23 protein-coding genes are annotated in these 25,240 nt (G+C 66.1%); 20 read left to right on the forward strand and 3 right to left on the reverse strand.

Annotated elements, in window-relative coordinates; all coding sequences use genetic code 11:
* Positions 1-8: 8 nt before the first annotated feature.
* A complete protein-coding gene (gene apaG, locus GGR36_RS19305) occupies positions 9-392 on the reverse strand; it encodes a Co2+/Mg2+ efflux protein ApaG (protein WP_183636843.1) in 384 nt (127 codons plus the stop codon).
* Between the two features lie 140 nt (positions 393-532).
* On the opposite strand from apaG, the gene rpe reads away from it, so the two are divergent.
* The 8 genes from rpe (at position 533) to GGR36_RS19345 (ending at position 10,431) form a co-directional block, all read left to right on the forward strand.
* Positions 533-1,225 carry a ribulose-phosphate 3-epimerase gene (gene rpe, locus GGR36_RS19310; protein ID WP_338086725.1) on the forward strand — a complete coding sequence of 231 codons (693 nt, stop codon included), beginning with the start codon at positions 533-535 and terminating at the stop codon, positions 1,223-1,225.
* A gap of 3 nt (positions 1,226-1,228) precedes the next feature.
* A complete protein-coding gene (locus GGR36_RS19315; RefSeq protein ID WP_183636849.1) occupies positions 1,229-1,915 on the forward strand; it encodes a phosphoglycolate phosphatase in 687 nt (228 codons plus the stop codon).
* Between the two features lie 231 nt (positions 1,916-2,146).
* A complete protein-coding gene (trpE, locus tag GGR36_RS19320) occupies positions 2,147-3,634 on the forward strand; it encodes an anthranilate synthase component I (RefSeq protein ID WP_183636852.1) in 1,488 nt (495 codons plus the stop codon).
* Positions 3,635-3,645: 11 nt separating this feature from the next.
* Complete coding sequence (locus GGR36_RS19325) at positions 3,646-4,209, forward strand: anthranilate synthase component II (RefSeq protein WP_183636856.1); 564 nt, start codon at positions 3,646-3,648, stop codon at positions 4,207-4,209.
* A gap of 56 nt (positions 4,210-4,265) precedes the next feature.
* Positions 4,266-5,294 carry an anthranilate phosphoribosyltransferase gene (gene trpD / locus GGR36_RS19330; protein WP_183636859.1) on the forward strand — a complete coding sequence of 343 codons (1,029 nt, stop codon included), beginning with the start codon at positions 4,266-4,268 and terminating at the stop codon, positions 5,292-5,294.
* Positions 5,291-5,551 carry a hypothetical protein gene (locus GGR36_RS19335; protein WP_183636861.1) on the forward strand — a complete coding sequence of 87 codons (261 nt, stop codon included), beginning with the start codon at positions 5,291-5,293 and terminating at the stop codon, positions 5,549-5,551. Before trpD ends, GGR36_RS19335 begins: the two co-directional genes overlap by 4 nt.
* An 8-nt stretch (positions 5,552-5,559) precedes the next feature.
* Positions 5,560-6,390 (forward strand): indole-3-glycerol phosphate synthase TrpC, encoded by an 831-nt coding sequence (gene trpC, locus GGR36_RS19340; protein WP_183636864.1) that lies wholly within the window; start codon positions 5,560-5,562, stop codon positions 6,388-6,390.
* Positions 6,391-6,408: 18 nt separating this feature from the next.
* Positions 6,409-10,431, forward strand: coding sequence for a translocation/assembly module TamB domain-containing protein (locus GGR36_RS19345; RefSeq protein WP_183636878.1), 4,023 nt, complete (start codon positions 6,409-6,411; stop codon positions 10,429-10,431).
* On the opposite strand, the gene GGR36_RS19350 is transcribed toward GGR36_RS19345, so the two are convergent.
* Entirely contained in the window at positions 10,418-10,714 is a 297-nt protein-coding gene (locus tag GGR36_RS19350) for a hypothetical protein (protein WP_183636881.1), read from the reverse strand. The genes GGR36_RS19345 and GGR36_RS19350 overlap by 14 nt on opposite strands.
* Before the next feature lie 32 nt (positions 10,715-10,746).
* On the opposite strand from GGR36_RS19350, the gene msrA reads away from it, so the two are divergent.
* The 11 genes from msrA (at position 10,747) to GGR36_RS19405 (ending at position 21,559) form a co-directional block, all read left to right on the forward strand.
* The gene (gene msrA / locus GGR36_RS19355) at positions 10,747-11,292 is read left to right on the forward strand and encodes a peptide-methionine (S)-S-oxide reductase MsrA (protein WP_183636884.1); all 546 of its coding nucleotides are present in this window, start codon (positions 10,747-10,749) and stop codon (positions 11,290-11,292) included.
* A 92-nt stretch (positions 11,293-11,384) separates the two neighbouring features.
* Complete coding sequence (locus tag GGR36_RS19360; protein ID WP_183636886.1) at positions 11,385-12,011, forward strand: DUF47 domain-containing protein; 627 nt, start codon at positions 11,385-11,387, stop codon at positions 12,009-12,011.
* A 40-nt stretch (positions 12,012-12,051) separates the two neighbouring features.
* Entirely contained in the window at positions 12,052-13,074 is a 1,023-nt protein-coding gene (locus GGR36_RS19365) for an inorganic phosphate transporter (protein ID WP_183636888.1), read from the forward strand.
* A 168-nt stretch (positions 13,075-13,242) separates the two neighbouring features.
* Positions 13,243-13,458, forward strand: coding sequence for a hypothetical protein (locus GGR36_RS19370; protein WP_183636890.1), 216 nt, complete (start codon positions 13,243-13,245; stop codon positions 13,456-13,458).
* A gap of 45 nt (positions 13,459-13,503) precedes the next feature.
* On the forward strand, positions 13,504-15,315 hold the full coding sequence (locus GGR36_RS19375) for an aminopeptidase P family protein (protein WP_183636893.1): 1,812 nt from the start codon (positions 13,504-13,506) through the stop codon (positions 15,313-15,315).
* 58 nt (positions 15,316-15,373) lie between these two features.
* Positions 15,374-16,153: an alpha/beta hydrolase gene (locus GGR36_RS19380; protein WP_183636896.1), complete on the forward strand. Its 780-nt coding sequence runs from the start codon at positions 15,374-15,376 to the stop codon at positions 16,151-16,153.
* On the forward strand, positions 16,134-16,340 hold the full coding sequence (locus GGR36_RS19385; protein ID WP_183636899.1) for a hypothetical protein: 207 nt from the start codon (positions 16,134-16,136) through the stop codon (positions 16,338-16,340). Before GGR36_RS19380 ends, GGR36_RS19385 begins: the two co-directional genes overlap by 20 nt.
* Positions 16,341-16,401: 61 nt before the next feature.
* Positions 16,402-17,442, forward strand: a complete 1,041-nt coding sequence (locus tag GGR36_RS19390) for an aminopeptidase (protein ID WP_207064508.1) — start codon at positions 16,402-16,404, stop codon at positions 17,440-17,442.
* Positions 17,443-17,488: 46 nt separating this feature from the next.
* The gene (locus tag GGR36_RS19395; RefSeq protein WP_183636905.1) at positions 17,489-18,232 is read left to right on the forward strand and encodes a hypothetical protein; all 744 of its coding nucleotides are present in this window, start codon (positions 17,489-17,491) and stop codon (positions 18,230-18,232) included.
* Between the two features lie 61 nt (positions 18,233-18,293).
* A complete protein-coding gene (locus tag GGR36_RS19400) occupies positions 18,294-20,612 on the forward strand; it encodes an ATP-binding protein (RefSeq protein WP_183636908.1) in 2,319 nt (772 codons plus the stop codon).
* Positions 20,609-21,559, forward strand: a complete 951-nt coding sequence (locus GGR36_RS19405; RefSeq protein WP_183636911.1) for a substrate-binding domain-containing protein — start codon at positions 20,609-20,611, stop codon at positions 21,557-21,559. Before GGR36_RS19400 ends, GGR36_RS19405 begins: the two co-directional genes overlap by 4 nt.
* A gap of 20 nt (positions 21,560-21,579) precedes the next feature.
* Here GGR36_RS19405 and trhP read toward each other — a convergent pair whose 3' ends face one another.
* Entirely contained in the window at positions 21,580-22,887 is a 1,308-nt protein-coding gene (gene trhP, locus GGR36_RS19410) for a prephenate-dependent tRNA uridine(34) hydroxylase TrhP (RefSeq protein ID WP_183636914.1), read from the reverse strand.
* Positions 22,888-23,162: 275 nt separating this feature from the next.
* On the opposite strand from trhP, the gene pta reads away from it, so the two are divergent.
* The gene (pta, locus tag GGR36_RS19415; protein ID WP_183636917.1) at positions 23,163-25,214 is read left to right on the forward strand and encodes a phosphate acetyltransferase; all 2,052 of its coding nucleotides are present in this window, start codon (positions 23,163-23,165) and stop codon (positions 25,212-25,214) included.
* The last annotated feature ends 26 nt before the right edge of the window (positions 25,215-25,240 follow it).

A 25,240-nucleotide genomic window follows, 5' to 3' on the forward strand; every position in this document is an offset into this window, starting at 1 on the left:
GGCCGCGCTCAGTGCAACATGCGCGGCGCCGCCAGCACGAATTCAGGGATCGTGGCGTCGAACGGTTCGCCGCTCTCGGCCACCATCTGGTATTCCCCGCGCATGGTGCCGACCGCGGTGCCGATCGCGCAGCCGCTGGTGTATTCGAACGCCTCGCCGGGCGCCAGCAGGGGCTGCTCCCCAACCACGCCCACGCCGCGCACTTCCTGCACGCGGCCTTCCGAGTCGGTGATCACCCAGTGGCGACTGATCAACTGCGCCGCGATCTCGCCACGGTTCTCGATGGTGACGGTGTAGGCGAACACGTAACGCCCGGCAGTCGGATCCGACTGGTCTGCGATGTATTCGGAACGGGCGGACACCTGGATTTCCGGGCTCAAAGAGTCAGACATCGGTTTCTCTGCGACATGAGGCTGGGCGATAGCCCCCATTCAATCCGCCAATGCCGGCTCACGCCATGTTCGAATTCACGGTCGGTTTCCGGAAAACCGCCGCTTCTGGGAAAATCGTGGTTTTGGGGTGGGGGAACACCGTGAGTTATCGCATCGCGCCGAGCATCCTGTCGGCAAACTTCGCCAAGCTGGGCGAAGAGGTTCTGAACGTTCTGGCCTCGGGGGCCGACTGGATCCACTTCGACGTGATGGACAACCATTACGTGCCGAACCTGACGATCGGCCCGCTGGTTTGCGAGGCGCTGCGCCCGCTTACCAACGCGACGATCGATGTGCACCTGATGGTCGAGCCGGTCGACGCGCTGGTGCCGATGTTCGCCAACGCCGGCGCCAATATCATCACCTTTCACCCGGAAGCGTCGCGCCATGTCGATCGCACGCTGGCGCTGATCCGCGATCATGGTTGCCAGGCCGGGCTGGTGTTCAATCCCGCGACGCCCTTGTCCTGGCTCGATCATGTGATGGACAAGATCGACCTGATCATGCTGATGTCGGTAAACCCCGGCTTCGGCGGCCAGAAGTTCATTCCGCAGACGCTGGTCAAGCTCGCCGAAGCGCGCAAGCGCCTGGACGCATGGGAGCAGCAGACCGGCAAGAAGATCCTGCTCGAGATCGACGGCGGCGTGAAGATCGACAACATCGCCGAGATCGCCCGCGCCGGTGCGGACACCTTTGTCGCCGGGTCTGCGGTTTTCGGTGCCGGCAAGGCCAGTGACCCGAACCGTTACGACAGCGTGATCGCCGCGCTGCGCGAACAACTGGCGCAGGTCTGAACCATGCATGTGCGGCGCTTCGATGTGGATGCGGTGCTGTTTGACCTGGATGGCACGCTGCTCGACACCATCCCGGATCTGCACGAAGCCGCGCGCCGCATGCTCGAAGAGCTGCATGAGCCGACCCGAACGCTCGACGAAGTCACACGTTTCGTCGGGCGCGGCATTCCCAATCTGGTCGAACGCTGCCTGACCGACGGGCGTGCCGCGCGCGACGCCGCGTCGCTGGAAGCCGCGGTCGCGGTATTCCGCCGCCATTACGCTGCAGTGAATGGTCACTCCACCCGCATTTACGAAGGTGTGGCGGAGACACTCGGCGCCCTGCAGGCGCAGGGCATCCGCATGGCATGCATCACCAACAAGGCTGGCGCCTTTACGGTGCCCTTGCTCGAGCGCATGGGGCTCGCGCGCTTTTTCGACTGCGTGGTGAGCGGCGACACGCTGCCGGTGAAGAAGCCGGACCCCGCGCCCTTGCTGCATGCCTGCGAGGCGCTGGGCGTCTCGCCGACCCGCGCGCTGATGGTGGGCGATTCGGCCAATGACGCGCTCGCCGCACAAACCGCCGGCGTGCCGGTGCTGCTGATGACCTACGGCTACAGCGAAGGCCGCGCCGTGGACACCATCGAATGCGACGGGTTAGTATCCGCGTTCCCCGGATTGCTGCGCCTGATCGGGCGCGCTCCGGACTGAACCTCGACCTCCATGACCTGCGAGAACCTGAACATCGGAAAGGAGCACCTCCCGTCTCGCGCCGCCGCACGATGGCAGCGCACCGGGTGCTCGTGGCGGGCTGTTTAAGCCCCCGCACCGCAGTTCTGGCGCGGCCTCCCGCGCTACGATGTTCAGCACAATCCGCCCGCGACCAGCTTGAAGTGCGCCCCTGATTTGGCGCCCGGCACGGGACAAGAACGTGGAGTCATGATGACCGAATCCGAATTCCTCGCGTTGGCCCAACAGGGTTACAACCGGATCCCCCTGACGCTCGAGACCTTCGCCGATCTCGATACGCCGCTCTCGATCTACCTCAAGCTCGCCAACGAATCCTGGACCTACCTGCTCGAATCGGTGCAGGGCGGCGAGCGCTTCGGCCGCTATTCGATCATCGGCCTGCGCGCCAACACCCGCATCGAGGTGTACGGCCGTTCGGCCCTGCTGCTGACGAACGACCGACTCGTCGAACGTCGCGACTACGGCGACCCGCTCAACTACATCGGCGAGTTCCTGCAACGCATCAAGGTGCCGCCGCGCGACGGCCTGCCGCGCTACTGCGGTGGTCTGGTCGGGGCCTTTGGCTACGACACCGTGCGTTACATCGAGCCCAAGCTTGCAAAGCATGAGCCGAAGGATCCGCTCGGTGTGCCGGACATCGTGCTGCTTTTGTCCGAAGAAATCGCGATCGTCGATAACCTTTCCGGCAAGCTGACGCTGGTGGTGTATGCGGAGCCGGAAGTGCCGGGCGCCTACAAGCGCGCGCAACGCCGCCTCAAAGAACTGCTCGCACGGCTGCGCGAACCGGTGGCGATTCCGCAGGACGTCTCGGTCGAGCCCGCCGAAGCGGTATCAGGCTTCGGTGAGGAAGCCTTCAAGACGGCGGTCGGTCGCGCCAAGCAGTACATCGTGGATGGCGACATCATGCAGGTGGTGCTGTCGCAGCGCATGAGCAAGCCCTTCGCGGCGAGCCCGATGGCGCTCTACCGCAGCCTGCGCGCGCTCAACCCGAGCCCCTACATGTTCTATTTCAACTTCGAGGACTTCCAGGTCGTCGGCGCATCGCCCGAAATCCTGGTCAAGCTCGAAGACGGCACGGTCACCGTGCGCCCGATCGCCGGCACCCGCAAACGTGGCGCCACCTACGAGGAAGATCTGGCGCTGGAGCAGGACCTGCTCGCCGACGAGAAGGAACGTGCCGAACACTTGCAGTTGCTCGATCTGGGGCGCAACGATGTGGGCCGTGTCGCGGCCACCGGCACCGTCAAGGTGACCGAGCGCTTCATCGTCGAGCGTTACTCGCATGTGATGCATATCGTCTCGAACGTGGAAGGCCAGTTGCGGGATCTCGACGACAAGCGGGCGGCGCCGCTCGCGGTGTTGCGCGCAGCCTTCCCCGCGGGCACGGTATCCGGCGCGCCGAAAGTGCGCGCGATGGAAATCATCGACGAGCTCGAACCGGTCAAGCGTGGCATCTACGCAGGTGCCGTCGGTTACCTCGGATTCGATGGTGAACTCGACGTCGCCATCGCGATCCGTACCGCCGTCCTCAAGGATGGTCAGTTGCATGTGCAGGCGGGTGCCGGCATCGTTGCCGACTCCAATCCCGAATCGGAATGGCAGGAAACGCAGAACAAGGCCCGTGCGGTCTTGCGCGCTGCCGAGATGGCCGAACGCGGCCTCGATACCCGATTCGAATAAGGAGTACTGCCATGCTGCTGATGATCGACAACTACGACAGCTTCACCTACAACCTGGTGCAGTACTTCGGCGAACTCGGCGCCGACGTGCGCGTGTTCCGTAACGACCAGATCACCGTCGAGCAGATCGAGCTCATGCGGCCCGAGAAGCTCGTCGTCTCCCCGGGGCCGTGTTCGCCCGCGGAAGCCGGCATTTCGGTCGCGGCGATCAAGCACTTCGCCGGCAAGCTGCCGATCCTCGGCGTGTGCCTCGGCCACCAGTCGATCGGCGCCGCCTTCGGCGGCAAGATCGTGCATGCCAAGCGGCTGATGCACGGCAAGACATCGCCGATCTCGCACCTGGATGCTGGCGTGTTCCGCGGGATGCCGAATCCCTTCACGGCAACGCGATACCACTCGCTGGCGATCGAGCGCGAGTCCTGCCCCGACTGCCTTGAAGTGACCGCGTGGACGGACGATGGCGAGATCATGGGCGTGCGTCATCGGACGCTGCCGATCGAAGGCGTGCAGTTCCATCCCGAGTCGATCCTCACCGAGGGCGGCCACCAGTTGCTGAAGAACTTTCTCGACATGTGACAGCGCATGAATGAAGCGGCCCGGCGCCGCTTCATTCGTATGTGCGGAGGACGAGCATGACCCCCCAAGAAGCCCTTCAACGCGTCATCGAACACCGCGAGATCTTCCACGAAGAGATGGTTGATCTGATGCGGCAGATCATGTCCGGCCAGGTGTCGCCGGTGATGATCGCAGCGATCATTTCCGGTTTGCGGGTGAAGAAGGAAACCGTTGGCGAGATCGCCGGCGCGGCCACCGTGATGCGCGAGTTCGCGACCAAGGTGTCGCTCAAATCCGATGTGCAGACGCTGGTCGATACTTGTGGCACTGGGGGCGACGGCGCCCACACCTTCAACATTTCGACCGGTGCGATGTTCGTCGCCGCGGCGGCGGGCGCGAAGGTGGCCAAGCACGGCGGACGTTCGGTGTCGTCGCAGTCGGGTTCGGCCGATGTGCTCGAATCGCTGGGCGTGAACCTCGCACTGACGCCGGAGCAGGTCGGCGCCTGTATCGACGATGTGGGCGTCGGCTTCATGTTCGCGCCCAACCATCACGCGGCGATGAAGCATGCCGGCCCGGTGCGGCGTGAACTGGGCGTGCGCACGATCTTCAACATTCTCGGCCCGCTCACCAACCCCGCTGGCGCGGCCAACCAGTTGATGGGCGTGTTCCATCCGGATCTGGTCGGTATCCAGGTGCGCGTCTTGCAGCGTCTTGGCGCCCGTAACGTGATGATCGTGCACGGCCTTGATGGCCTTGACGAACTCTCGATTTCCGCGCCGACCCTGGTGGGCGAGTTGCGCGACGGTGCGGTGCGCGAATACCGACTCTCCCCCGAAGATGTCGGCCTGCCGCTGCATGCCGCATCCACGCTGCGCGCCGCCACCGTCGAGGATTCGCGCGAGATGCTGATCGGCGCACTGAGCGGCAAGCTGCCGGCCGCGCGCGACATCGTGGCCTTCAATGCCGGCGCCAGCCTGTATGTCGCGGGCGTTGCCGATTCGCTTGCCGATGGCGTCGAACGGGCGATCGCGACCATCGCGAGCGGCGCGGCACGCGCCAAGGTAGAGCAACTGGTCGAATACACACGGAAGTTCGCGCAGTGACCGAGCCGCGATTCGTCCGGGTGCGGGTCGGCAGCTACCTGATCCTGCACGGTTTCGACGAAAACAACGCCGAGATCACCGAGGCGGTTGCGGTCGAGGGCTACGCCGACAAGCTGGTCGCGGTGGATCGCATCAAATCGGTCAGCGAGCGCTACCTGTTGACCGACTACGCCGACGGTCGCCTGATCTACTGGGAGTATGAAGGCGGCCTGCAAGCACTAGAGTCCCGGCTCGCGACTGCCGGACTCGTCATCTGAGAATCGACATGTCTGACATCCTGCAGAAGATCATCGCCACCAAACGCGAAGAAGTCGAAGCGGCAGAGCATCTGCTCTCGCGCGAGTCGATCGTCAAGCGCGCGCGCGGCGGCGCCGCCTTGCGCGACTTCATCGGTGCGATCCGCGGCAAGATCGCGGAGGGGCACGCTGGCGTGATCGCCGAGATCAAGAAGGCGAGCCCGTCGAAGGGCGTGATCCGCGAGCACTTCGTGCCAGCCGAGATCGCCCAGTCGTACCAGCGTGGCGGGGCGGCCTGCCTGTCGGTGCTGACAGATCGCCAGTACTTTCAGGGCGCACCCGAGTACTTGCAGCAAGCACGCGACGCTTGCGCGCTGCCGGTGCTGCGCAAGGACTTCCTGATCGACACCTACCAGGTGTTCGAGGCGCGAGCGATGGGGGCCGACTGCATCCTGCTGATCGTCGCCGCCTTCCTGCCGCCCGAGGGCGTCACGTCGAGTTCGGCGGCGCGGGCGGCGCTGGCAGGGCTGCAGGAGCTTGAGGCGCTCGCGCACGATCTGGGCATGGCGGTGCTGGTGGAAGTGCACGACGCTGATGAGCTGGATATCGCACTGCAGTTGCGCACGCCGCTGGTCGGCATCAACAACCGCAACCTGCGCAGTTTCGAGGTCAGCCTCGATACGACGCTGTCGCAACTCGAGCGCGTGCCGGCCGATCGCATCGTCGTGACCGAAAGCGGCATCCTCTCTCCGGATGACGTTGCCACCATGCGTGCGCGGCAGGTGAACGCCTTTCTGGTCGGCGAAGCCTTCATGCGCGCCGACGACCCCGGCGCGGAACTGGCACGACTGTTCGCCTGACACGCCGGCCGACGCGCCATGCAGGCTGACGAGGCCGCCGCAGACCGCAAACCAGCGCCCACGCCGGCGCTGTTGCGACGGAGCGTGATCCATCGCGCCGCGCGCCGCCGGTTCGCGATCCTGCTCGGTTTCTGCGCGGCCTTGCTGCCGTGGTGCGCCGCCTGGTGGCTGGTCGATACCGAGGCCGGCCTGCAATTTGTTGCGGCCTCGGTGGATACGGCCACGCGTGGTCAGATCCGTCTTGAGCAGCCACGTGGCCGCCTTGCCGACAGGGTCATCGCCAAGCGCTTCCAACTCAACATGGCCGGTACCGAGATCGATGCCCGCCAGGTCGATATCGCATGGCGCCCCTCCGAACTTTTCTCGGGCTGGGTGAGGGCGCCGCATGTGCGCGTCGTCGAGCTTGCGGTGACCTATTCGGTCTCGCATGAACCCAGCGGGCCGCTCAATTCCATCGCGCTTCCGATCGGTATCCAGATGGATTCGATCGAACTCGGGCGCTTCACGCTCAATCAGCGTGACGGGCAGTCCGTCGAGCGTCTCTTCGGCCTGAGTGCCGCCAGCGGCACTGCGTGGATGGATCGCGACATCTGGCGCTTCGAACGTATCGCCGGCGTCACCGACTGGGGCCCGGCCACGCTCTCTGGCACCCTCGCGACGGGGGCGCCTTTTGCGGTGAAACTGCAGGGGCAGGTGTCGACCCGGTACGACGCCCATTCGATCGAGGCTCGGCTCGCCGCATCCGGATCGCTCACCGAGATGACGCTGGATGCGAGCGCGGCGAGCGAGACGCTGAAGGTCGAGGGGCAGGCGGGCCTGCGTCTGTTCGACCCGATGCCGGTGGTGCGGGTGGTGCTGGAAGGGGGTGTGGTCGATCCGCGACAGTTCCATCCTGACGCACCCAAGGCGGCGCTCTCGTTCAAGGTGCGCCTGCAGCCTTCGCTGAACGCGACCGGCGCGCCGGAAGCGGCGCGACTCGCCGAATCGCGCATCGAGGGGCCGCTCGAAATCCAGAACGCGGCGCCCGGCGCGATCGACGAGGGGCGCTTGCCGATCGAGCGCCTGCGCGGGCGCCTTACCTTTGATGCGAGCGAACTGATCGTCAAGGATCTCGAACTGAGCCTGCCCGGCGGCGGGCGTGCATCGGGCAATGTGGCGTGGCATCCGGCGCTCGCAGGTGAGAATCCGATCGGACGTACCGACGGCCAGATCAGTTTCGAGGCGCTCGATCCGTCGCGTCTGCATGGCGCGCTGCCGCGTGCGCGCCTCGCCGGGGTGATCAACGCGCGGGCACAGCCCAACGCACAGGGCGTCGAGGCGCGCTTGAGCGACGGCACGCTTCGCGCTGACCTTGCCGCCACCTACAGCGGCAAGCGCATCCAGGCGCAGCGCCTGCGCGTGGGCGCGGGGGCGATGTCTGCCGATGCGAGCGGCTGGCTCGACCTCGATGCGGCGCAAACCTTCAAGCTCGACGTCGAGACGCGCCAGTTCGACCCGGCGGTGTTTGTGAAGACGCTGCCGCACGGAGACCTGACCGGGACGCTCGCCGCGAACGGACGCCTTGCGCCACGCCTGGCGCTGGATGCGAAACTGACGCTATCCGACAGCCATTTCGCGGGCATGCCGGTCGCCGGCGGAGGCTTTCTGGCTTTCGACGGTGTGCGCGTGTCGCGCAGCGATCTCACCCTCAACGCGCTGGGCAATCAGTTGATGCTGCAAGGGGCGTTCGGCGCGCCCGGCGACCGGCTCGCCCTGCGCATCGACGCGCCGCACATGGACCTGCTCGGCCAGGGTTTCTCCGGCCGTCTGGCGGCCCGCGGCAGCCTGGGTGGCACGCTCAAGGAACCCGCGGGCCAGCTCGATCTGGTTGCAACCCAACTGGCGGTGCCAAACCTTGTCCGGGTAGATGCCATCAACCTGCGCGGTCGCCTGAACGAAGGGCGCGACGGGGCGATCGATGTGCGCTTCACGCTGGGTGGCCTGCGATCGGCGAAAACTGTTGATCAGATCGTGCGGCGCGCAGCGTTGACCGTCGCAGGCCGCCGCTCCGATCACAAGATCACCGCAGAGGCGGAATTCCCGCGCGGTCGTTCGCTCGCCCTGGCGGCACATGGCGGACTTTCCGACCGGCTCGACTGGGTCGGGCGGCTCGATCTGCTGGATCTGGACTGGAATGCAGAGCTCTCGCTGGCCGAAACGGCAGAACTCGAATTCGGCCCGGAGCATTTCCGCCTCGGCCCGACACATCTGCGCGGCGAGCGGGCCTCGATCAGCCTCGACGCGACGCGCTGGTCGCCCGGCAGCCTTGCAGCGAAGGGCAGCATGACCGGGCTGCGGCTCGGTCTCGCGCTCAACGACGCGCAACAGGTGGTGGCGCGCGGCGACAGTCTGCAACTTGGCGCGGAGTGGGATTTCAATTTGCAGGCGCGGGCGAACGGCCAGATGCGGGTGTTCCGCGAGGCGGGCGATCTGGTGATGGAAGGCGACGCACCGGTCGCGCTTGGCCTGACGGAATTCGAGGCGATCCTCGCGGCCAACGACGACCGGCTTGGTTTCTCGGCCAGCGCGGCGGGCGAACGGATCGGCGTGATCTCGGCGTCGGCAACGGCAGAGTCGATGCGGGTCGGCAACGGCTGGCGCATTGCGCGCGGCGCGCCGCTTCTGGGGCGCGCGCGCATCGAGGTTCCCTCGGTGTCGTGGGTCGGGCCGCTGCTCGATCCGAACCTGCGCACCGAGGGCGTCCTGACAGGCGATTTCTCCTTGAGCGGGACGCCGGACCACCCGGTCGCAAGCGGCGCAATCACCGGCCAGGGGCTGGGACTCGCCCTGGTCGAGCAAGGCTTGCGGCTGGGCGGTGGGGTGCTCAAGGCGCGCTTCGACGCGGACCGGCTGTATCTGGACGATCTGTCTTTCGTTTCACCCAGCCGTGCCCGCCCCGATGAAAAGCGCATCGACTACGCTGGGCTGACGGCCGAACCGGGGCGCGCGAACGTGACCGGTGAGGTGGAACTGGCGAGTGGCCGTGGCCGCTTTATGATCGGCGCAGATCGCCTGCCGATCCTGCAGCGGCGCGATCTCTGGCTGATGCTGTCCGGATCCGGCGAAATCGCGACGACCTGGGAATCGATGGCCGTTAGCGGCAAGATTTCGGTGCCGGCCGGCTACGTCGGGCTGGCCCGCTCCGGCGCGCCAAAACTTGACGACGATGTGGTGGTGCGGGGGCGGTCGACAGCCCAGGAGCGCCCCTTCCATATCACCGCGGATGTCGAGGCAGACCTTGGCAATGCGCTCTACCTGCATGCCTTTGGCGTCGATACCCGACTGGTGGGTGCGATCCGGCTGCGCGGACGCCCGGGCGAGCCCTTGCGTGCCACCGGCCGTGTGGAGACGCGCGACGGCCAGTACGACGCCTATGGCCAGCGACTCGCGATTGACGAAGGGTTGATCACCTTCCAGGGCCCGCTGGACAACCCGACACTGGCGATCACTGCCTTGCGCAAGGGTTTGGCGGTCGAGGCCGGCGTGGCGATCGGCGGTTCGGCGCAGCGGCCGAAGGTGCGGCTGGTGTCCGACCCCAACGTTCCGGATGCCGAGAAGCTGTCGTGGATCATCCTGGGGCGGGCGCCCGGCGGGAATTCGGACGCCGACGGTGCGATTCTCGTTGCCGCCGCCGGCGCCTTGCTGGGTGATCAGACTTCCGGGCTCAAGAATCAGATCTCAAGCATGTTCGGCATTGATCAGATCATGATCGCGCAGTCCGAAAACCGCGGCTTGGGTCATGGCGCCACCAGCCAGGTGGCCGGATCGGCGACCGGATTTTCGAGCAGCAGCGCCGGCGTGGCCTCAGATTCAGTGGCCGGGCAGGTTCTGATGATAGGCAAGCGCCTGACGCGCGATATCAACCTGAGCTATGAACAAAGCCTGACCGGCAGCGAGAGCATTGTGAAGCTGACCTATGCGCTGACGCGGCGGATCTCGATGGTGGCCCGGGCCGGTAGCGACAATGCGCTCGACCTGCACTACAGCGTCAGTTTTCGCTGACCCATTTCATCGCCTTCTGGCCGCTGGCAAAGGCTCGTACAAGGATTTCGGCCGTTTGCCGGGTGCGACATACCCCCAGGGTCATGTTGCCGGCCCGTGCGACCCACTCTCCATATCGGCCGTCGAGCGTGCCGACAAGCCGACCATCTTCGGTGCGGACGGTCCAGGTGCCGTCAGTCTGCTTTTCTACTTTCATGGTTGACCGCATCGGCGCGAGCCGGCAGAAATTTAAGGCCAGTTTGTAAAACAGTGTTGCCGAGGCGTAAGGATCCAGCGCACTCACTGGTCTGATTAAGCACACACAGGAGACGACTCATGACTCAGGGCTCGAACACCCACACGGCAGTGTTTGGCGGCGGTTGTTTCTGGTGCCTCGAAGCGGTGTTCGAGCAGATCCGCGGCGTGCAAGCGGTGACCTCTGGCTACTGCGGCGGTCACCTTCCCGATCCCACCTACGAAGCGGTGTGTTCCGGCCGCAGCGGGCATGTCGAAGTCGTTCGCGTCGAGTATGACCCGGACCAGATCGGCTACCGCGACCTGGTGGAGGTCTTCTTCGCGATCCATGATCCGACCACGCCGAACCGCCAGGGCAACGACGTCGGCCCACAGTACCGCAGCGCGATCGTCTGCAACGATGCACAGCAGCGTTCGATCGCCCTGGAGGTGATCGAGGAACTGCGAGAGGCGGCGGTTTTTGCTGCCCCCATCGTCACCGAACTCCTCGATGCGACCCGTTTCTACCCGGCTGAGACCTACCATCAGGGCTACTTCAGGGGCCACGAGACGCAACCGTACTGCGCTTATGTCGTCGCGCCGAAGCTGGCGAAGTTCCGCAAGAAGTTCGCCAGCCTGCTGCGCTGAGCCGCTTGAGGAGGGCGTTTCCGGGGGGATTTGGGCAATTCCCGTGCGTCAGCGTAAAATTACGGATTCATTACATCCGGCCGAGAGCCCCTATGTTTGCTCGTCTCATGCCTCGTGAGGGGCGTTTCTTTGAAGCCTTCAACGAAGTTGCCGTCAAGGCCGTCGATGCTGCGCGCGAACTGGCCGCCCTGATGGGCGACCTCAACCAGCTGCCGAGCCGCCTGCGCCGAATCGAGGCAGTGGAAAAAGAAGCGGACAAGCTCACGCATGCCACGCTCGAACTGCTGCACAAGACCTTCATTACGCCGATCGACCGTGAAGACATCCATGCGCTCGCCTTGCGCCTCGATGACATTCTCGATGTCGGCGAGGCAGTGGCTTTGACGATCTACGAATACGACATCCAGAAGCTCACGCCCGAGGCGAAGCAACTGGCCGACATGTGCGTGCAGGCGACCGAAAAGGTGCGCGATGCGGTGGCGCTGATCTCCAACATGGACAACGCCAAGCGCATCCTCGAACTGTGCAAGCAGATCGGCGAGATCGAGGACGAGACCGATGTCGTCATGCGCAGCGCGATGGCGCGCCTGTTCCGCGAAGAGCCGGAAGTTCGCCAGGTGATGAAGATGCGCACGGTGTACGAGCGGCTGGAAGACATGGCCGATCGCTGCTACATCGTCGCGACCATCCTCGAAGGCATCGTGTTCGAGAACGCGTAAGCGTTCCCGAACCCGACGCCCTCTGTCCTGAGGTTTCCCGATGAGCTTCGAGGTATTGATCCTCCTGATCGCGCTCGCGCTGCTGTTCGACTTCATGAACGGTTTCCACGATGCGGCCAATTCGATCGCCACGGTCGTTTCGACCGGCGTGCTGCGTCCGCAATGGGCCGTGCTGTGGGCGGCGTTCTTCAATTTCGTCGCCTATTTCCTGTTCCCTTTGAAGGTTGCCGCCACAATCGGCAAGGGAACGATCGATCCGTCCATCGTTGATCACTATGTGATCTTCGGCGCGCTGATGGGCGCGGTGGTTTGGAACGGCATCACCTGGTGGTACGGCATCCCGTCGAGTTCGTCGCATGCGCTGATCGGTGGCCTGGTGGGCGCCGCTGTCGCGAAATCCGGCACCGATTCGCTGATCTCGTCCGGCCTGGTGAAGACGATCTCGTTCATCGTCGTCTCACCGCTGCTGGGGATGCTGCTCGGTTCGCTGCTGATGCTCGCGGTCGCCTGGATCTTCTTCCGCACCGCGCCACGCAAGGTGGATAAATGGTTCAGACGGCTGCAACTGGTGTCGGCTTCGCTTTACAGTCTGGGCCACGGCGGTAACGATGCGCAGAAGACCGCCGGCATCATCTGGATGCTGCTGATTGCGGTGACCGCCTCGAACCCCGAAATCGTTCCGGACTGGATGCGCGCCACCAAGGACCACTTGCCGACCTGGGTGGTGGTGGGCTGCTATGTCATGATCGGCTGCGGCACCATGTTTGGTGGCTGGCGCATCGTCAAGACGATGGGTCAGAAGATCACCAAGCTCAAGCCGGTTGGCGGCTTCTGCGCCGAGACTGGCGGTGCGATGACGCTGTTTCTTGCGACTGCCTTTGGCATCCCGGTGTCGACGACACACACCATCACCGGCGCGATTGTTGGTGTCGGCTCCTGCCACAATGCCAAGGCGGTGCGCTGGGGGGTGGCCGGCAACATTGTCTGGGCCTGGGTGCTGACCATTCCTTGCTCGGCTTTTGTTGCGGCGATTGCCTATGAGGTGGCGCGCCGCGCCCTGTGAGGCGTGCCTGCCTGACGCAAACGCGTCCGGAAAGTTCATCGGGGCGGCCTCTGGGCCGCCCTGCTGCATTTTGCGGCGGCAACATGCGATCATCACCGTTCGCGCCGCGCGGGGGCCGGCGCGAATCCTGCGGGCCGTCGATGGTCCGTCAATCCTCTGGAGATCCACATGAAGAAGTCGCCACTGGCGCCGCGCAACCCGCTGGTTGCTGCTGCGCTGCTCCGCAAGGCCGGAGCACATCAGAAAACCGGCAAGGCCCTCCGCCGCGCTGAACGCATCGCGCTGCTCGCAAACTTGAACGCGGCACGTCGCAACAACGGGGACGATGGCAGTTTTTCCGGCCAAGCGCATGCTGCCCGCGTGTGCTTCGCCGGAACGAACTGACCGGTTCGCCCGCCTCCTTCAACCCGCCACAAGCCGGATGACACGATGAACAGCCCGACCACTGCCCGCGAAACCCTGATCCGTTCCCGCATCGACGCGCTGCGAGCGGCCCTGCGCCAGCATGGCGTGGATGCCTGCCTGGTGCCATCGGCCGATCCGCACCTGTCGGAATACCTGCCCGAGCGCTGGGCCGGGCGCGAGTGGCTGTCCGGTTTCACCGGATCGATGGGCACGCTGGTGGTGACGCTGGATTTTGCCGGCGTGTGGGCCGACAGCCGCTACTGGGTGCAGGCCGAGGCCGAACTGGCCGGCACCGGCATCACGTTGATGAAGATTCCGACCGGCAACAACACGCAGCACGTCGATTGGCTGGCCGCGAATCTGCCCGAAGGCGGCTCGCTGGCGGTGGACGGCAGCTCGCTCGGGCTGGCCGCCGCGCAGCAGTTGCGCACGGCGTTTGCCGCGCGCGCGATCACGCTGCGGGCCGATCTCGATCTGGTCGAAGCGGTCTGGGCCGATCGCCCCGCACTGCCGGCCGAGCCGGTCTATGAACACCTGGCGCCGCATGCCGCGACCTCGCGGGCCGAAAAGCTTGCCGGCGTGCGCGCCGCGATGGCCGCGCACGGCGCTGACTGGCACTTCATTTCGACACTCGACGACATCGCCTGGCTGTTCAACCTGCGCGGCAGCGACGTCAGCTATAACCCGGTCTTCATCGCCCATGCACTGATCAGTCGCGACAGCGCGACGATCTTCGTCGGTGCTGGCAAGGTGTCGGCAGCGCTGACCGCCACGCTGGCGGCCGACGGTGTCGCCGTCGCGCCGTATGAACAGGCGGGCCGTTCTCTCGCAGCCCTCCCGCCAAGCAGCGTGCTGCTGGTCGATCCGCGGCGTGTCACGCTGGGCCTGCGCGAGCAGGTGCCTGCTGCCGTGCGGGTGGTCGAGGCGATCAACCCGAGCACGCTGGCCAAGTCACGCAAGAACGCAGCCGAGGCCGCGCATGTGCGCGAAGCGATGGCGCAGGATGGCGCCGCGCTCGCCGAGTTCTTCTGCTGGTTCGAATCGGCGCTGGGTCGCGAAACCATCACCGAGCTGACCGTCGACACGCAGATCACCGCCGCCCGCGCGCGTCGCCCGGGCTTTGTCAGCGCGAGCTTCGGCACCATCGCAGCGTGGAACGCCAACGGCGCGATGCCGCACTACCACGCCACCGAGGCCTCGCACGCCACGATCGAAGGCGATGGCCTGTTGCTGATCGACTCGGGTGGCCAGTACCTCGGCGGCACCACCGACATCACCCGCGTGATCGCCGTCGGCACGCCCAGCGCTGCCCAGAAGCGGGACTTCACGCTGGTGCTCAAGGGCATGATCAACCTGTCGCGCGCGAAGTTCCCGCGCGGCACCCTGTCGCCGGCGCTCGATGCGCTGGCGCGTGCGCCGATCTGGGCCGAAGGCATCGAATACGGCCACGGCACCGGCCACGGCGTCGGCTACTTCATGAACGTGCATGAAGGCCCGCAGTCGATCTCGAAGGCGATCCCGAACGCCGACATGGCGATGGAGCCGGGCATGATCACGTCGAACGAGCCGGGCATCTACCGCCCCGGCCAGTGGGGCGTGCGCATCGAGAACCTGCTCCTGAACGTTGAAGCCGGCAAGACCGAATTCGGCGAATTCCTCGCCTTCGAGACGCTCACCTTGTGCCCGATCGACACACGCTGCATCGACCGTGCGCTGATGCGCGCCGACGAGATTGCCTGGCTCGACGACTACCACGCCGAAGTGCGCCGCCGCGTCGCGCCGCTGCTGTCGGGCGCCGCGCTGGCCTGGCTGGAGCAGCGCACCGCGCCGTTCTGACCCGAGGCTGTCATCTGGCTGCGGCAGGCTGGCGCAATTGCCAGTTCCGGAGCCGCCAATGGATCGCAGAACCTGCCTGATCGGTGGCGGCCTGCTCGCAGCGGGCGCTGCCACCGCAGCCCTCGGCCCGCGTCCCGATGGGCGCATCGACGTGCATCCGCCGACGCTGCCCGACGATCTGGACGCCTGGCTCGCAAGTACGGAAGCGCGTTATCCCGACCTGATCCCGGGGGCCGAAAAACGCATCGTCCGTGCGCCCGGCGCGGGTGCCGCGCGACGCCCGTTTTCATTGGTGTATCTGCATGGTTTCTCGGCTTCGCGGCAGGAGACATCGCCGCTGGTCGAAGACCTCGGTGCGCAGCTTGGCGCGGATGCGTTCTTTACCCGCATCGCGGGGCATGGGCGCAGCGACGCCGCGATGGGCGAGGCGACCCTGTCCGACTGGGTGGAAAGCGGGCTCGAAGCGGTGGCGATCGGCGAGCGCCTCGGCGAGCGCACGATCCTCGTCGGCACCTCGACCGGCGCGACGCTGGCACTCTGGCTGGCCGCCACCGGCCGTGCGCCCACGGTGGCGGCGCTGGTGCTGATGTCGCCTAACCTCGGGCCGCGCGACGCCGCCGCCGAGACGCTGCTGTGGCCGTGGGTCGCCAAGCTTGCGCCCGGCATTCTCGGCGAATGGCACAGCTGGACGCCGGCCAACCCCGAACAGGCGCGGCTATGGAAGACCCGCTACCCGCTTGCGGGCAACAGTGCCGATGATGCAGCTGGTGGATCGGACACGTTCGCTGGATCTGACCGGCTGGCATACGCCGACTCTGGTGTTCTACTCACCGGATGACCGTGTGGTCGACCCGAATCGCACGCTCGCCCGCTTCGCCGGCACGCATGCGCAGCTGATGCCGGTGAAAGGCGCTGACGACGCGCAGCAGCATGTGCTGGCCGGACGCATCCTGTCGCCTTCGAGCACCGCCTGGGTGGCCCCAACCACGCTGGACTTCATCGCGCATCTGCCGCCACCTGCCTGACGGGGCATCGACGCGCGAGCCTGATAAGCTCGCGCCGATGTGCCGATTGCTCGTTCCCCGATTGCTTTTCCCTCTCCTTGCTGTGCTGCTGTCCGGCTGTGCGGTATCGCCGTCCTACTACTGGCAGGCGGCCAGCGGACAGCTCGACCTGCTCGCCCGAAGCCGCCCGATCGACGATGTGCTGCAGGACGCTGCCACCCCGGCGGCGCTGCGCGAACAGTTGCAGCGCGCCCGGCAGGTGCGACGCTTCGCGTCTGACGCGCTCGCACTGCCGGACAATCGCAGCTACAGCCGCTACACCGCGCTCGACCGCCCCTTCGTGTCGTGGAACGTATTTGCCGCGGACCCGCTGTCGATGCGACTCAAGGAATGGTGCGTGCCGGTCGCCGGCTGCATTGGCTACCTTGGCTACTTCGACAAGGCCGATGCCGATGCGCGCGCGGCGGAACTCCGTACCCAGGGTTTCGAGGTCTACGTCGGCGGCGTGCCGGCGTACTCGACGCTGGGCTGGTTCTCCGACCCGCTGCTGTCCACCTTCATCGCGTGGCCGGAAACCGAGTTCGCGCGCTTGCTGTTCCACGAACTCACGCATCAGGTGGCTTACGTCAAGGATGACACCGAGTTCAACGAATCCTTCGCCACCGCGGTGGAGGAGGTCGGCGTGCTGAAGTGGATGGGCCAGCCGGGCAAGGACGGCCTGCGCGCCGGTTTCGACCGCGCGCAAGCGATGCGGGCAGATTTCCGAGCACTGGTGCTCAAGTACCGCGGCGAATTGCAGGCGCTCTATGCAGGCGACTTGCCGCCGGCCGACAAGCTGGCCCGCAAGGCGGCACTGATCGCAGCCTTGGGCGACGAATATCGCCAGATCAAGGCCGAGCGCTGGAATGGTTACGCCGGCTATGACCGCTGGTTCGCGCAGCCGATCAACAACGCCCTGCTCGCATCGGTAGGTGTTTACACCGGCAAGGTGCCTGCCTTCGCGGCGCTGCTCGGTGCCTGCGGCGGCGACCTGCCGCGCTTCTACCGCGAGGTGAAGCGACTCGCAGCCCTGCCGCTGGCCGAACGCAAACGCGCGCTCACCGCTGCGGTCTGCCCGTCGTGACGCGTCTGCGGCACAATCGCGCCTCGCGTTTTTCCGGACAAGCTTGATGAATCTGCCCACCGACACCCTTGAATCCACCCTTGCCCGCGACGCCCAGGAGCAGGCTGCGCGCCTTGTGCAGGACGCATTTTCCGAGGTCTTCCGACAGACCCTCGAGGGCGAACCGCAAGCACGTGTCGCGGCGGTGCTGAAGGTCGCGGCACAGCTCAACGAGTGGGTGGCGATGGCCGACGCCGAGGGGCGGCCCGCCCGCATGGCGTTGCTGCTGACCGGGCTTGACCAGTGGGGGCTGGCCTGGAGCCAGGCCTTCGGGCCGGCCGGTCTGCTTGGCATTACCGCGCTGGTCGGGGCGCTGCGCGACACGCTGGACGTGGCCGATGAAGGCCGCTGCCAGACGTGGTTCGCGCGGCTGAACGATGACGAGGGCTGCGGCTTTGCGTTCAAGGTCGACTTGCGACGCGGCATCCATCTCGCGCTGTGGCACACCATGATCGCGGCGGCCGAACGGGACGAGGCCCTCGCGGTGCTGCGCACCCTGGGCGGCCTGATGGTCGGCCTTACCCGACAGATGCCGCAGTCGGGCTGGCGTCTGGTCGCGGACGCGCTCGCCCACATCCAGTTGCGCTGTCTGGCGCACGGGCTCGCGATCGAAGGGCTGGCGCAGGAGACCACGCAAGAACTGTTCGCCGCGCTGTCGCGCGAACTGCCGAAAGACGAACGCGACCGCATCATGGCGCATGCAACCCAGGCGGTGATTGCCTGGCAAAGGTCTGGTCGAACGACCAACTAACCTACGGAATTCGCGCGCCTTGCCGTAATCACTGCGACAGGGGTGATTCCGGCGAAGGGGCATGCGCGATACCTGGCGGCGATTGATCGAGCTGGAAGCGAGCGGGGCGGGGTTCGGGCGCGGGGATCAGCTCGCGACCCTGATGCGCGACCTGCTCGTCGTGATCGGCCTGCTGACCCTGGCCTTCGTGCTCTTCATGGCCGCAAGCGGCTGGTATTCCAGCCCGACGGCGATGTATTCCCTGCTCGCGGCGCTGGCCTTCTGGCCGCTGTTCTTTGCGATGCTACGGCGCGGCATCGTGCGCGCGGTGGCGGTCGTACTGATGCTGCTGTGCACTGCGATTGCCTTGTCGGTCGCGCTGCGCCTCGGGACGATCCGCGTGCTGCAGATGTCCGGCTGCTTCATCGCCATCGTCATCGCGACGCTGGTGCTGGGCCGGCGCGCCGGCGCGCTGGCGCTGGTCGGTGTGCTCGGCTTGCTGTGGGGCGCTGGCCAGATCCAGCTGGAACACGGCGGGGCCGGCGATTCCCGGCTGATGATCTACAACCAGGCTGCGACCTTCAGTTTCTTCGCGATCATGATGTACGCGACGCTGGTGGTGGTGCGCCAACACTTTGCGAGCGCCTTGCTGGCGCGCGATCGCAGTGCCGACGAACAGCGGCTTACCCGCGCTGCGCTCGAGGAATCCGAGGACAAATTCGCCACGCTCTTTCGCGAGGGGCCGCTGCCAGCGCTGATTGTCGCGCCCGATTCCGGCACGGTACGCGAGGTGAACTACGCCTGGCTCGCGCTGACCGGGCAGCGCGAAGCGGCGGTGCTCGGTGCGAGCGTCGATGCGCTGGGGCTGCTCGATAACGCCGAGCCGCTGCTGCCATCGCTGGTGGCGCTGGCGCGTGGTGCGCCGGCCATCGTGGCGCGACCGCTGAGCCTTTCGCTGCCCGATCGCCCGCCGCTGCAGTGCGAATTGAGCGCGCAGGCGGTGCCGGTGCGGGGGCGGGTGCTGGTGATCCTGCAGTGTGTGGATGTGACCGCTCGCAATCGGGCGGAGCAGCAGGTGCGCGAAAGCGAAGAGCGTTTCGCGACCGCGTTCGAACTATCCCCCGACGCGTGGACGCTGCACGACTTCGCCAGCGGCAAGTACATGGCGGTGAACCGCGCCTGGGAGCAGTGGTCGGGCTACAGCCGTGGCGAGGCGGTCGGGCACACGCCGCTCGAACTGGGGATCGTGCCGGATGCGTCGACGATGGCGCGGATCATGGACGCGATCCGTGTCGGCGGGGGCGGGCTCGAGAACCTCGATCTGTACTTCTGGCGCCGCAGCGGCGAGCGCCGGCGCTGTTCGATGTCGGCGCGGCTGTTCGTGATCGGGCAGGCGCGCTACCTGATCACAAGTTCGCGCGACACCACCGAAGACTGGCAGAACCGCGAGGCGCTCGCGGCCCTCAATCAGGGGCTGGAGTCGAAAGTGGCTGAACGCACCGCCGAACTCGAATCGGTGAATCGCGAACTGATCCTCACCGTGGCTGAACTCGGCAGTGCGCAGGACGAACTGGTGCGGCAAGAGAAGCTGGCGTCGCTGGGCGCCATGGTGGCGGGCGTCGCGCACGAACTGAACACACCGATTGGCAACAGCGTCACCTTGGCAACGACCATGGCTCACGAAACCCGGGTTTTGCGCCATGCGGTCGAAGCCGGGGCCCTCAGACGCAGCGCGCTGCTCGGATTCCTGCGCACCTGCGACGAGGCTACGTCGCTGCTGACGCGCAACCTCGAGGCAGCCCACGAACTGATCTCCAGCTTCAAGCAGGTCGCGGTGGATCAGACCAGCGAGCAGCGGCGCGTGTTCTCGTTTGCGCATTCGCTCGAAGAGATCGTCGCCATGCAGCGACCGGCTTTCCGCAACGGACACGTCGGGCTGGAGCTCGAACTGAGCGGCGATCTGCAGCTCGATTCCTTCCCCGGCGCGCTGGCGCGGGTGGTTTCCAATCTCGTCGAGAACGCCCGCATCCATGGCTTTGGCGCGGACAGTGCGGGCCTGGTCCGCGTGATCGGGCGAGTGGCCGGCCCGGATCGCGTCGAGCTGGAGGTCTGCGACGACGGTTGCGGCATTCCGATCGAGCACCAGCGCAAGGTCTTCGACCCGTTTTTTACCACCCGACTCGGGCAGGGCGGCAGCGGGCTCGGCATGCACATCGTCTTCACGCTCGTGACCCAGGTGCTGGGCGGGCGAATCGTGCTCGAGAGCGCCCCCGGGCGTGGCGCCCGCTTCGTGGTAACCCTGCCGCGTGTGGCACCGGAAGCACAGATCAATGGTGATGCCCAAGCGATGGCGATCGCCCCAGCCAAGCAAGACCAGCGCAAGCAAGGAGCCATGACATGAAGTTCGCACGCAATCTGGTGTTCGGTCTTTCCTTCGCCGCTCTCCCGATGCTGGCGCCAGTCGCTGCGGCGGCGGAAGTCGCTGCGCCGGTGAAGCTGGTCGGTGTGACCACGCCGTCGCCGTCGAACCCCTATTTCACCGCGATCATCCGCGCCGCGGAAAAGCGCGTCCGCGAACTGAACCCGAATGCCAAGGTGTTGGTTTCGGGCGCGGAATTCGATGCCGCGGCGCAGATCCGCGAGATGGATCGGTTCATCGCCGCGCATGTCGAGGTGATCCTGATCGCGGCAGCCAATCCGGTCGAGTTAGGGCCGGCGGTGGCGCGGGCGCGCAATGCCGGCATTGCGGTGGTGGCGGTCGATGTAGACGCAGAAGGTGCAGACGTAATGATCCAGTCCGACAATGTCGGCGCGGGCGCCTCGGTGTGCAGGGAACTTGCGACACGGCTGCAGGGCAAGGGGCGATTCATCATCCAGAACGGCCCGCAGGTCTCGTCGGTGGTGGATCGGGTGCAGGGCTGCCGCACCGCGCTCAAGGAATTCCCAGGTGTGACCCTGCTCACCGACGAGGGCGACGGGCTCGCGTCGCCGTGGGGCGGGCGCGACGTGATGGCCAAGCACATCGATACCTACCACCAGATCGATGCAGTATTCACCATCAATGACCGGCAGGCCTTGGGTGCGGAAATGGCGGCGCAGCAGGCCGGGCTGAATCAGGTCTTGATCGGCAGCGTCGATGGGTCGCCGGATATCGAGGCGGCGATGAAACGGCCCGGGCTGATCGTCGCGAGCGCCGCGCAGGTGCCGGCGGAAATGGGGCGCCGTGGCGTCGACATCGGCTTGGCGCTGCACGAGGGAAAGAATGTGAAGCGCGGCCGCATGCTGCTCGACACCCGCCTCGTCACCCGTGAAAACATCATGCAGTACCGTGGCTGGGAGGCGCGCTGAGCGTGGCTCAGCCCGGCGCCTTACAGAAAGCGCGCGATGAACGCCCCCGCGCAACCGGACGGCAACTGCACCCGGACATGATGACCGTCGCCCGGCGCAACCGTGGTTGGCGTGCCGTCGGCCTTGAACATGGCTTCGATCGCGACGACATGGTTGCCGCTCGGGTGGATCACCTCGACGCGGTCGCCGACCGAGAACTTGTTCCTCACCGCGACTTCGGCGAGCCCGTCTGCGCGGTAGCCGGTGAGATCGCCGACGTACTGGCTGCGATCCGATTCCGAATGTCCGCGCAGGTAGTTCTGGTATTCCTGCGTATGGTGGCGCTCGTAGAAGCCGTCGGTGTAGCCGCGGCTGGCGAGGCCGTCGAGTTCGGAGAGCAGGCGCATGTCGAGCGGCCGACCGGCGAGCGCGTCGTCGATCGCGCGGCTGTAGCTCTGGCAGGTACGGGCGACGTAGTAGGGCGACTTGGTGCGGCCCTCGATCTTGAGCGAATGCACGCCGATCTCGACCAGCTTGGCCACATGCTCGATCGCGCGCAGGTCCTTCGAGTTCATGACGTAGGTGCCGTGCTCGTCTTCCTCGATCGGCATCAGCTGGCCCGGACGGGTTTCTTCCTCGATCAGATACACCTTCGAGGCCGGGTTCTCGGCTGCCGGCGCCGGGGTGCTGCAGCAGGCGTCGCCGGTGGCGTCGATCTCGGCCGGCTTGACGTCGTACTTCCAGCGGCAGGAATTCGTGCAGGTGCCCTGGTTCGGGTCGCGATGGTTGAAGTAGCCCGACAGCAGGCAGCGACCGGAGTAGGCGATGCACAGCGCGCCATGAACGAAGACCTCGATCTCCATCTCCGGGCAGGCCTCGCGGATCTCGCGGATCTCGTCGAGCGAAAGTTCGCGCGAGAGGATGATGCGGCGCACGCCCATCTTTCCCCAGAAACGCACGGTGGCGTAATTGACGGTGTTGGCCTGCACCGAGAGATGCACCGGCATCTCCGGCCACGCTTCGCGCACCATGTCGATCAGGCCGGGGTCGGCCATGATCAGCGCGTCGGGTTTCAGCGCCACCACCGGCGCCATGTCGGCCAGATAGGTGCGTACCTTGGCGTTGTGGGGAAAGACGTTGCTGACCAGGTAGAACTGCTTGCCGAGTGCATGCGCGCGGTCGATGCCGGTCTGCAGGTTCTCAAGGCTGCCGAATTCGTTGTTGCGGGCGCGCAGGCTGTAGCGCGGCTGGCCGGCATAGACCGCGTCGGCGCCAAAGGCGAAGGCGGTGTCCAGCATGGCGAGCGAGCCGGCAGGCGCGAGCAGTTCGGGGCGGGCAGGGCGTTGCATCGTGTACCACCTGGGTGCAGCTTAGGGCGAAGGGCGCAGATGGTACCGCAGTGTGCCGGCCGCAGCGGGCGTCAAGAGGCCTGCAAGGTCGGTGCCGCAGCTTCGGACAACTTTGCGGTGCGGCGGGCAAGCCTTTGTAAACGGGGTGGATTCCGGAAACTTGTCGGCCATCCCTGTCATGTCAACAAAATAGTATTTCCGACCGACTATCATGCACCGCACAAAACACCCCCCGGCTGACCGGAGGGGCTACTGACCACGAGCGGAGCTCCCCCATGCGTACGTATTTCGTTGCGCCGACACGACCCAACGTCGGCCTCACCTCGGTCTCGCTAGGCCTGCTCAGGGCGCTGCAGCGGCGCGGCCTGAAGGCAGCCTTCGTCAAACCGGTCACCAAGCGCACGCCGGACACCGAACCCTCGGTGCTGTTTGCGCGCAGCATCTGCCATGTCGAAGGCACGCCGGACCCGCTGCCGATGACGCTGGTCACCGAGCACATCACCGGCGGCAAAACCGACGATCTGCTCGAACAGATCGTCAGCCTCGCGATGTCCTCGACCGACGGCGCCGATGTGCTGGTGGTCGAGGGGATCCACGCCGACCCGAGCCGCGCCTTCATCCCGCGTTTGTCCGGTGACATCGCGCGCAGCCTGCAGGCGGATGTGGTGCTGGTGGCGAGCGCGGCGGACGCCGAAGGCATCGCCCAGACCAATTACATGATCGCGCAGGTGCGCAACGCTGGGCGGCGCGTGGCCGGGGTGATCTTCAACCACGCGGACGAAGGCTTCGACGAGGCAGCGGTGACTGCCCAGATCGGCGATGTGCCGGTGTGGGGCGTGATCAAGAACGATCCGGCGCTGTCCGCACCGCGCACCATCGACCTGGCCAAGCACCTTGGCGCCGAGGTCATGATCAAGGGCGAGATTGAATCCCGACGTGTGATGGAAACGGTGGTCGCGGCGCGCTCGGTGTCGGAAGTGATTCCGCGCCTGAAGCCGGGTGCGCTGGTGGTGAGCGCGGGCGACCGCGACGATGTGATGCTCGCCACCGCATTGGCCGCGAGCAACGGCATCCAGCTCGCCGGCCTGCTGCTGACGCACCACAGCTTCATCAGCCCGCGTATCGAGAAGTTCGGTTCGCTCGCCTTTCACGGCGGCCTGCCGGTGCTGCGCACCGACGGCGACAGTTACGAAACCGCGGCCCGGATCAGTCGCCTGCCGTCGGCAGTGCCGCAGGACGATCTGGACCGCATGAACACCGTGATCGAGAGCGTCGCCGAACAGATCGACGGCGAAGCGATCTGTGCCGGCCTCGATGTGGCCGGATCGACGCGGATGTCGCCGCCGGCCTTCCGCTACCAGCTGATCCAGAAGGCGCGCAAGGCCAACAAGCGCATCGTGTTGCCCGAGGGCGACGAGCCGCGCACCGTGCGCGCCGCGGCAATCTGTGCCGAAAAGGGCATCGCGCGCTGCGTGCTGCTCGGCAAGCGAGCCTCGATCGAGGCCGTGGCCGACGCACAGGGCATCGAACTGCCGCCGGGCGTCGAGATCCTCGAGCCGGATGCGATCGCCGAGCGTTATGTCGCGCCGATGGTCGAACTGCGCAAGAGCAAGGGCCTCACGCCGGGCCAGGCGCGCGCCGGACTGGAAGACACGGTGGTGCTGGGCACGATGATGCTGGCGGTGGACGAGGTCGATGGCCTGGTCAGCGGCGCGGTGCATACCACCGCCAACACGGTGCGGCCGGCGTTGCAACTGATCAAGACGGCGCCGGGTTCTTCGATCGTCTCGTCCTGCTTCTTCATGCTGATGCCGGAACAGGTGCTGGTCTACGCCGACTGCGCGATCAACCCCGACCCGACCGCCGAAGAACTCGCCGACATCGCCAAGCAGAGTGCCGACAGCGCCGCTGCCTTCGGTATCGACCCGAAGGTTGCGATGATCAGCTACAGCACCGGCGCGTCGGGCAGCGGCGACGATGTCGAGAAGGTGCGCAAGGCCACCGAGCTGGCCAAGACCCGCTTCCCGGAACTGGTGCTCGACGGCCCGATGCAGTACGACGCCGCCACCGTGAAGGACGTCGCGGCCCAGAAGGCGCCGGGCAGCCCGGTCGCCGGCCAGGCGACGGTCTTCGTGTTCCCCGATCTGAATACCGGCAACACCACCTACAAGGCGGTGCAGCGTTCTGCCAACGTGGTGTCGGTCGGTCCGATGCTGCAAGGCTTGCGCAAGCCGGTGAACGATCTGTCGCGCGGCGCGCTGGTCGACGACATCGTGTTCACGATCGCGCTCACCGCGATCCAGGCGGACGCCAAGCCGATCGTGTGAGTCGCCCCCCGCAGCTCGACGCAAAC

Origin of the sequence: Niveibacterium umoris (assembly GCF_014197015.1) — a bacterium.
Classification (GTDB): domain Bacteria; phylum Pseudomonadota; class Gammaproteobacteria; order Burkholderiales; family Rhodocyclaceae; genus Niveibacterium; species Niveibacterium umoris.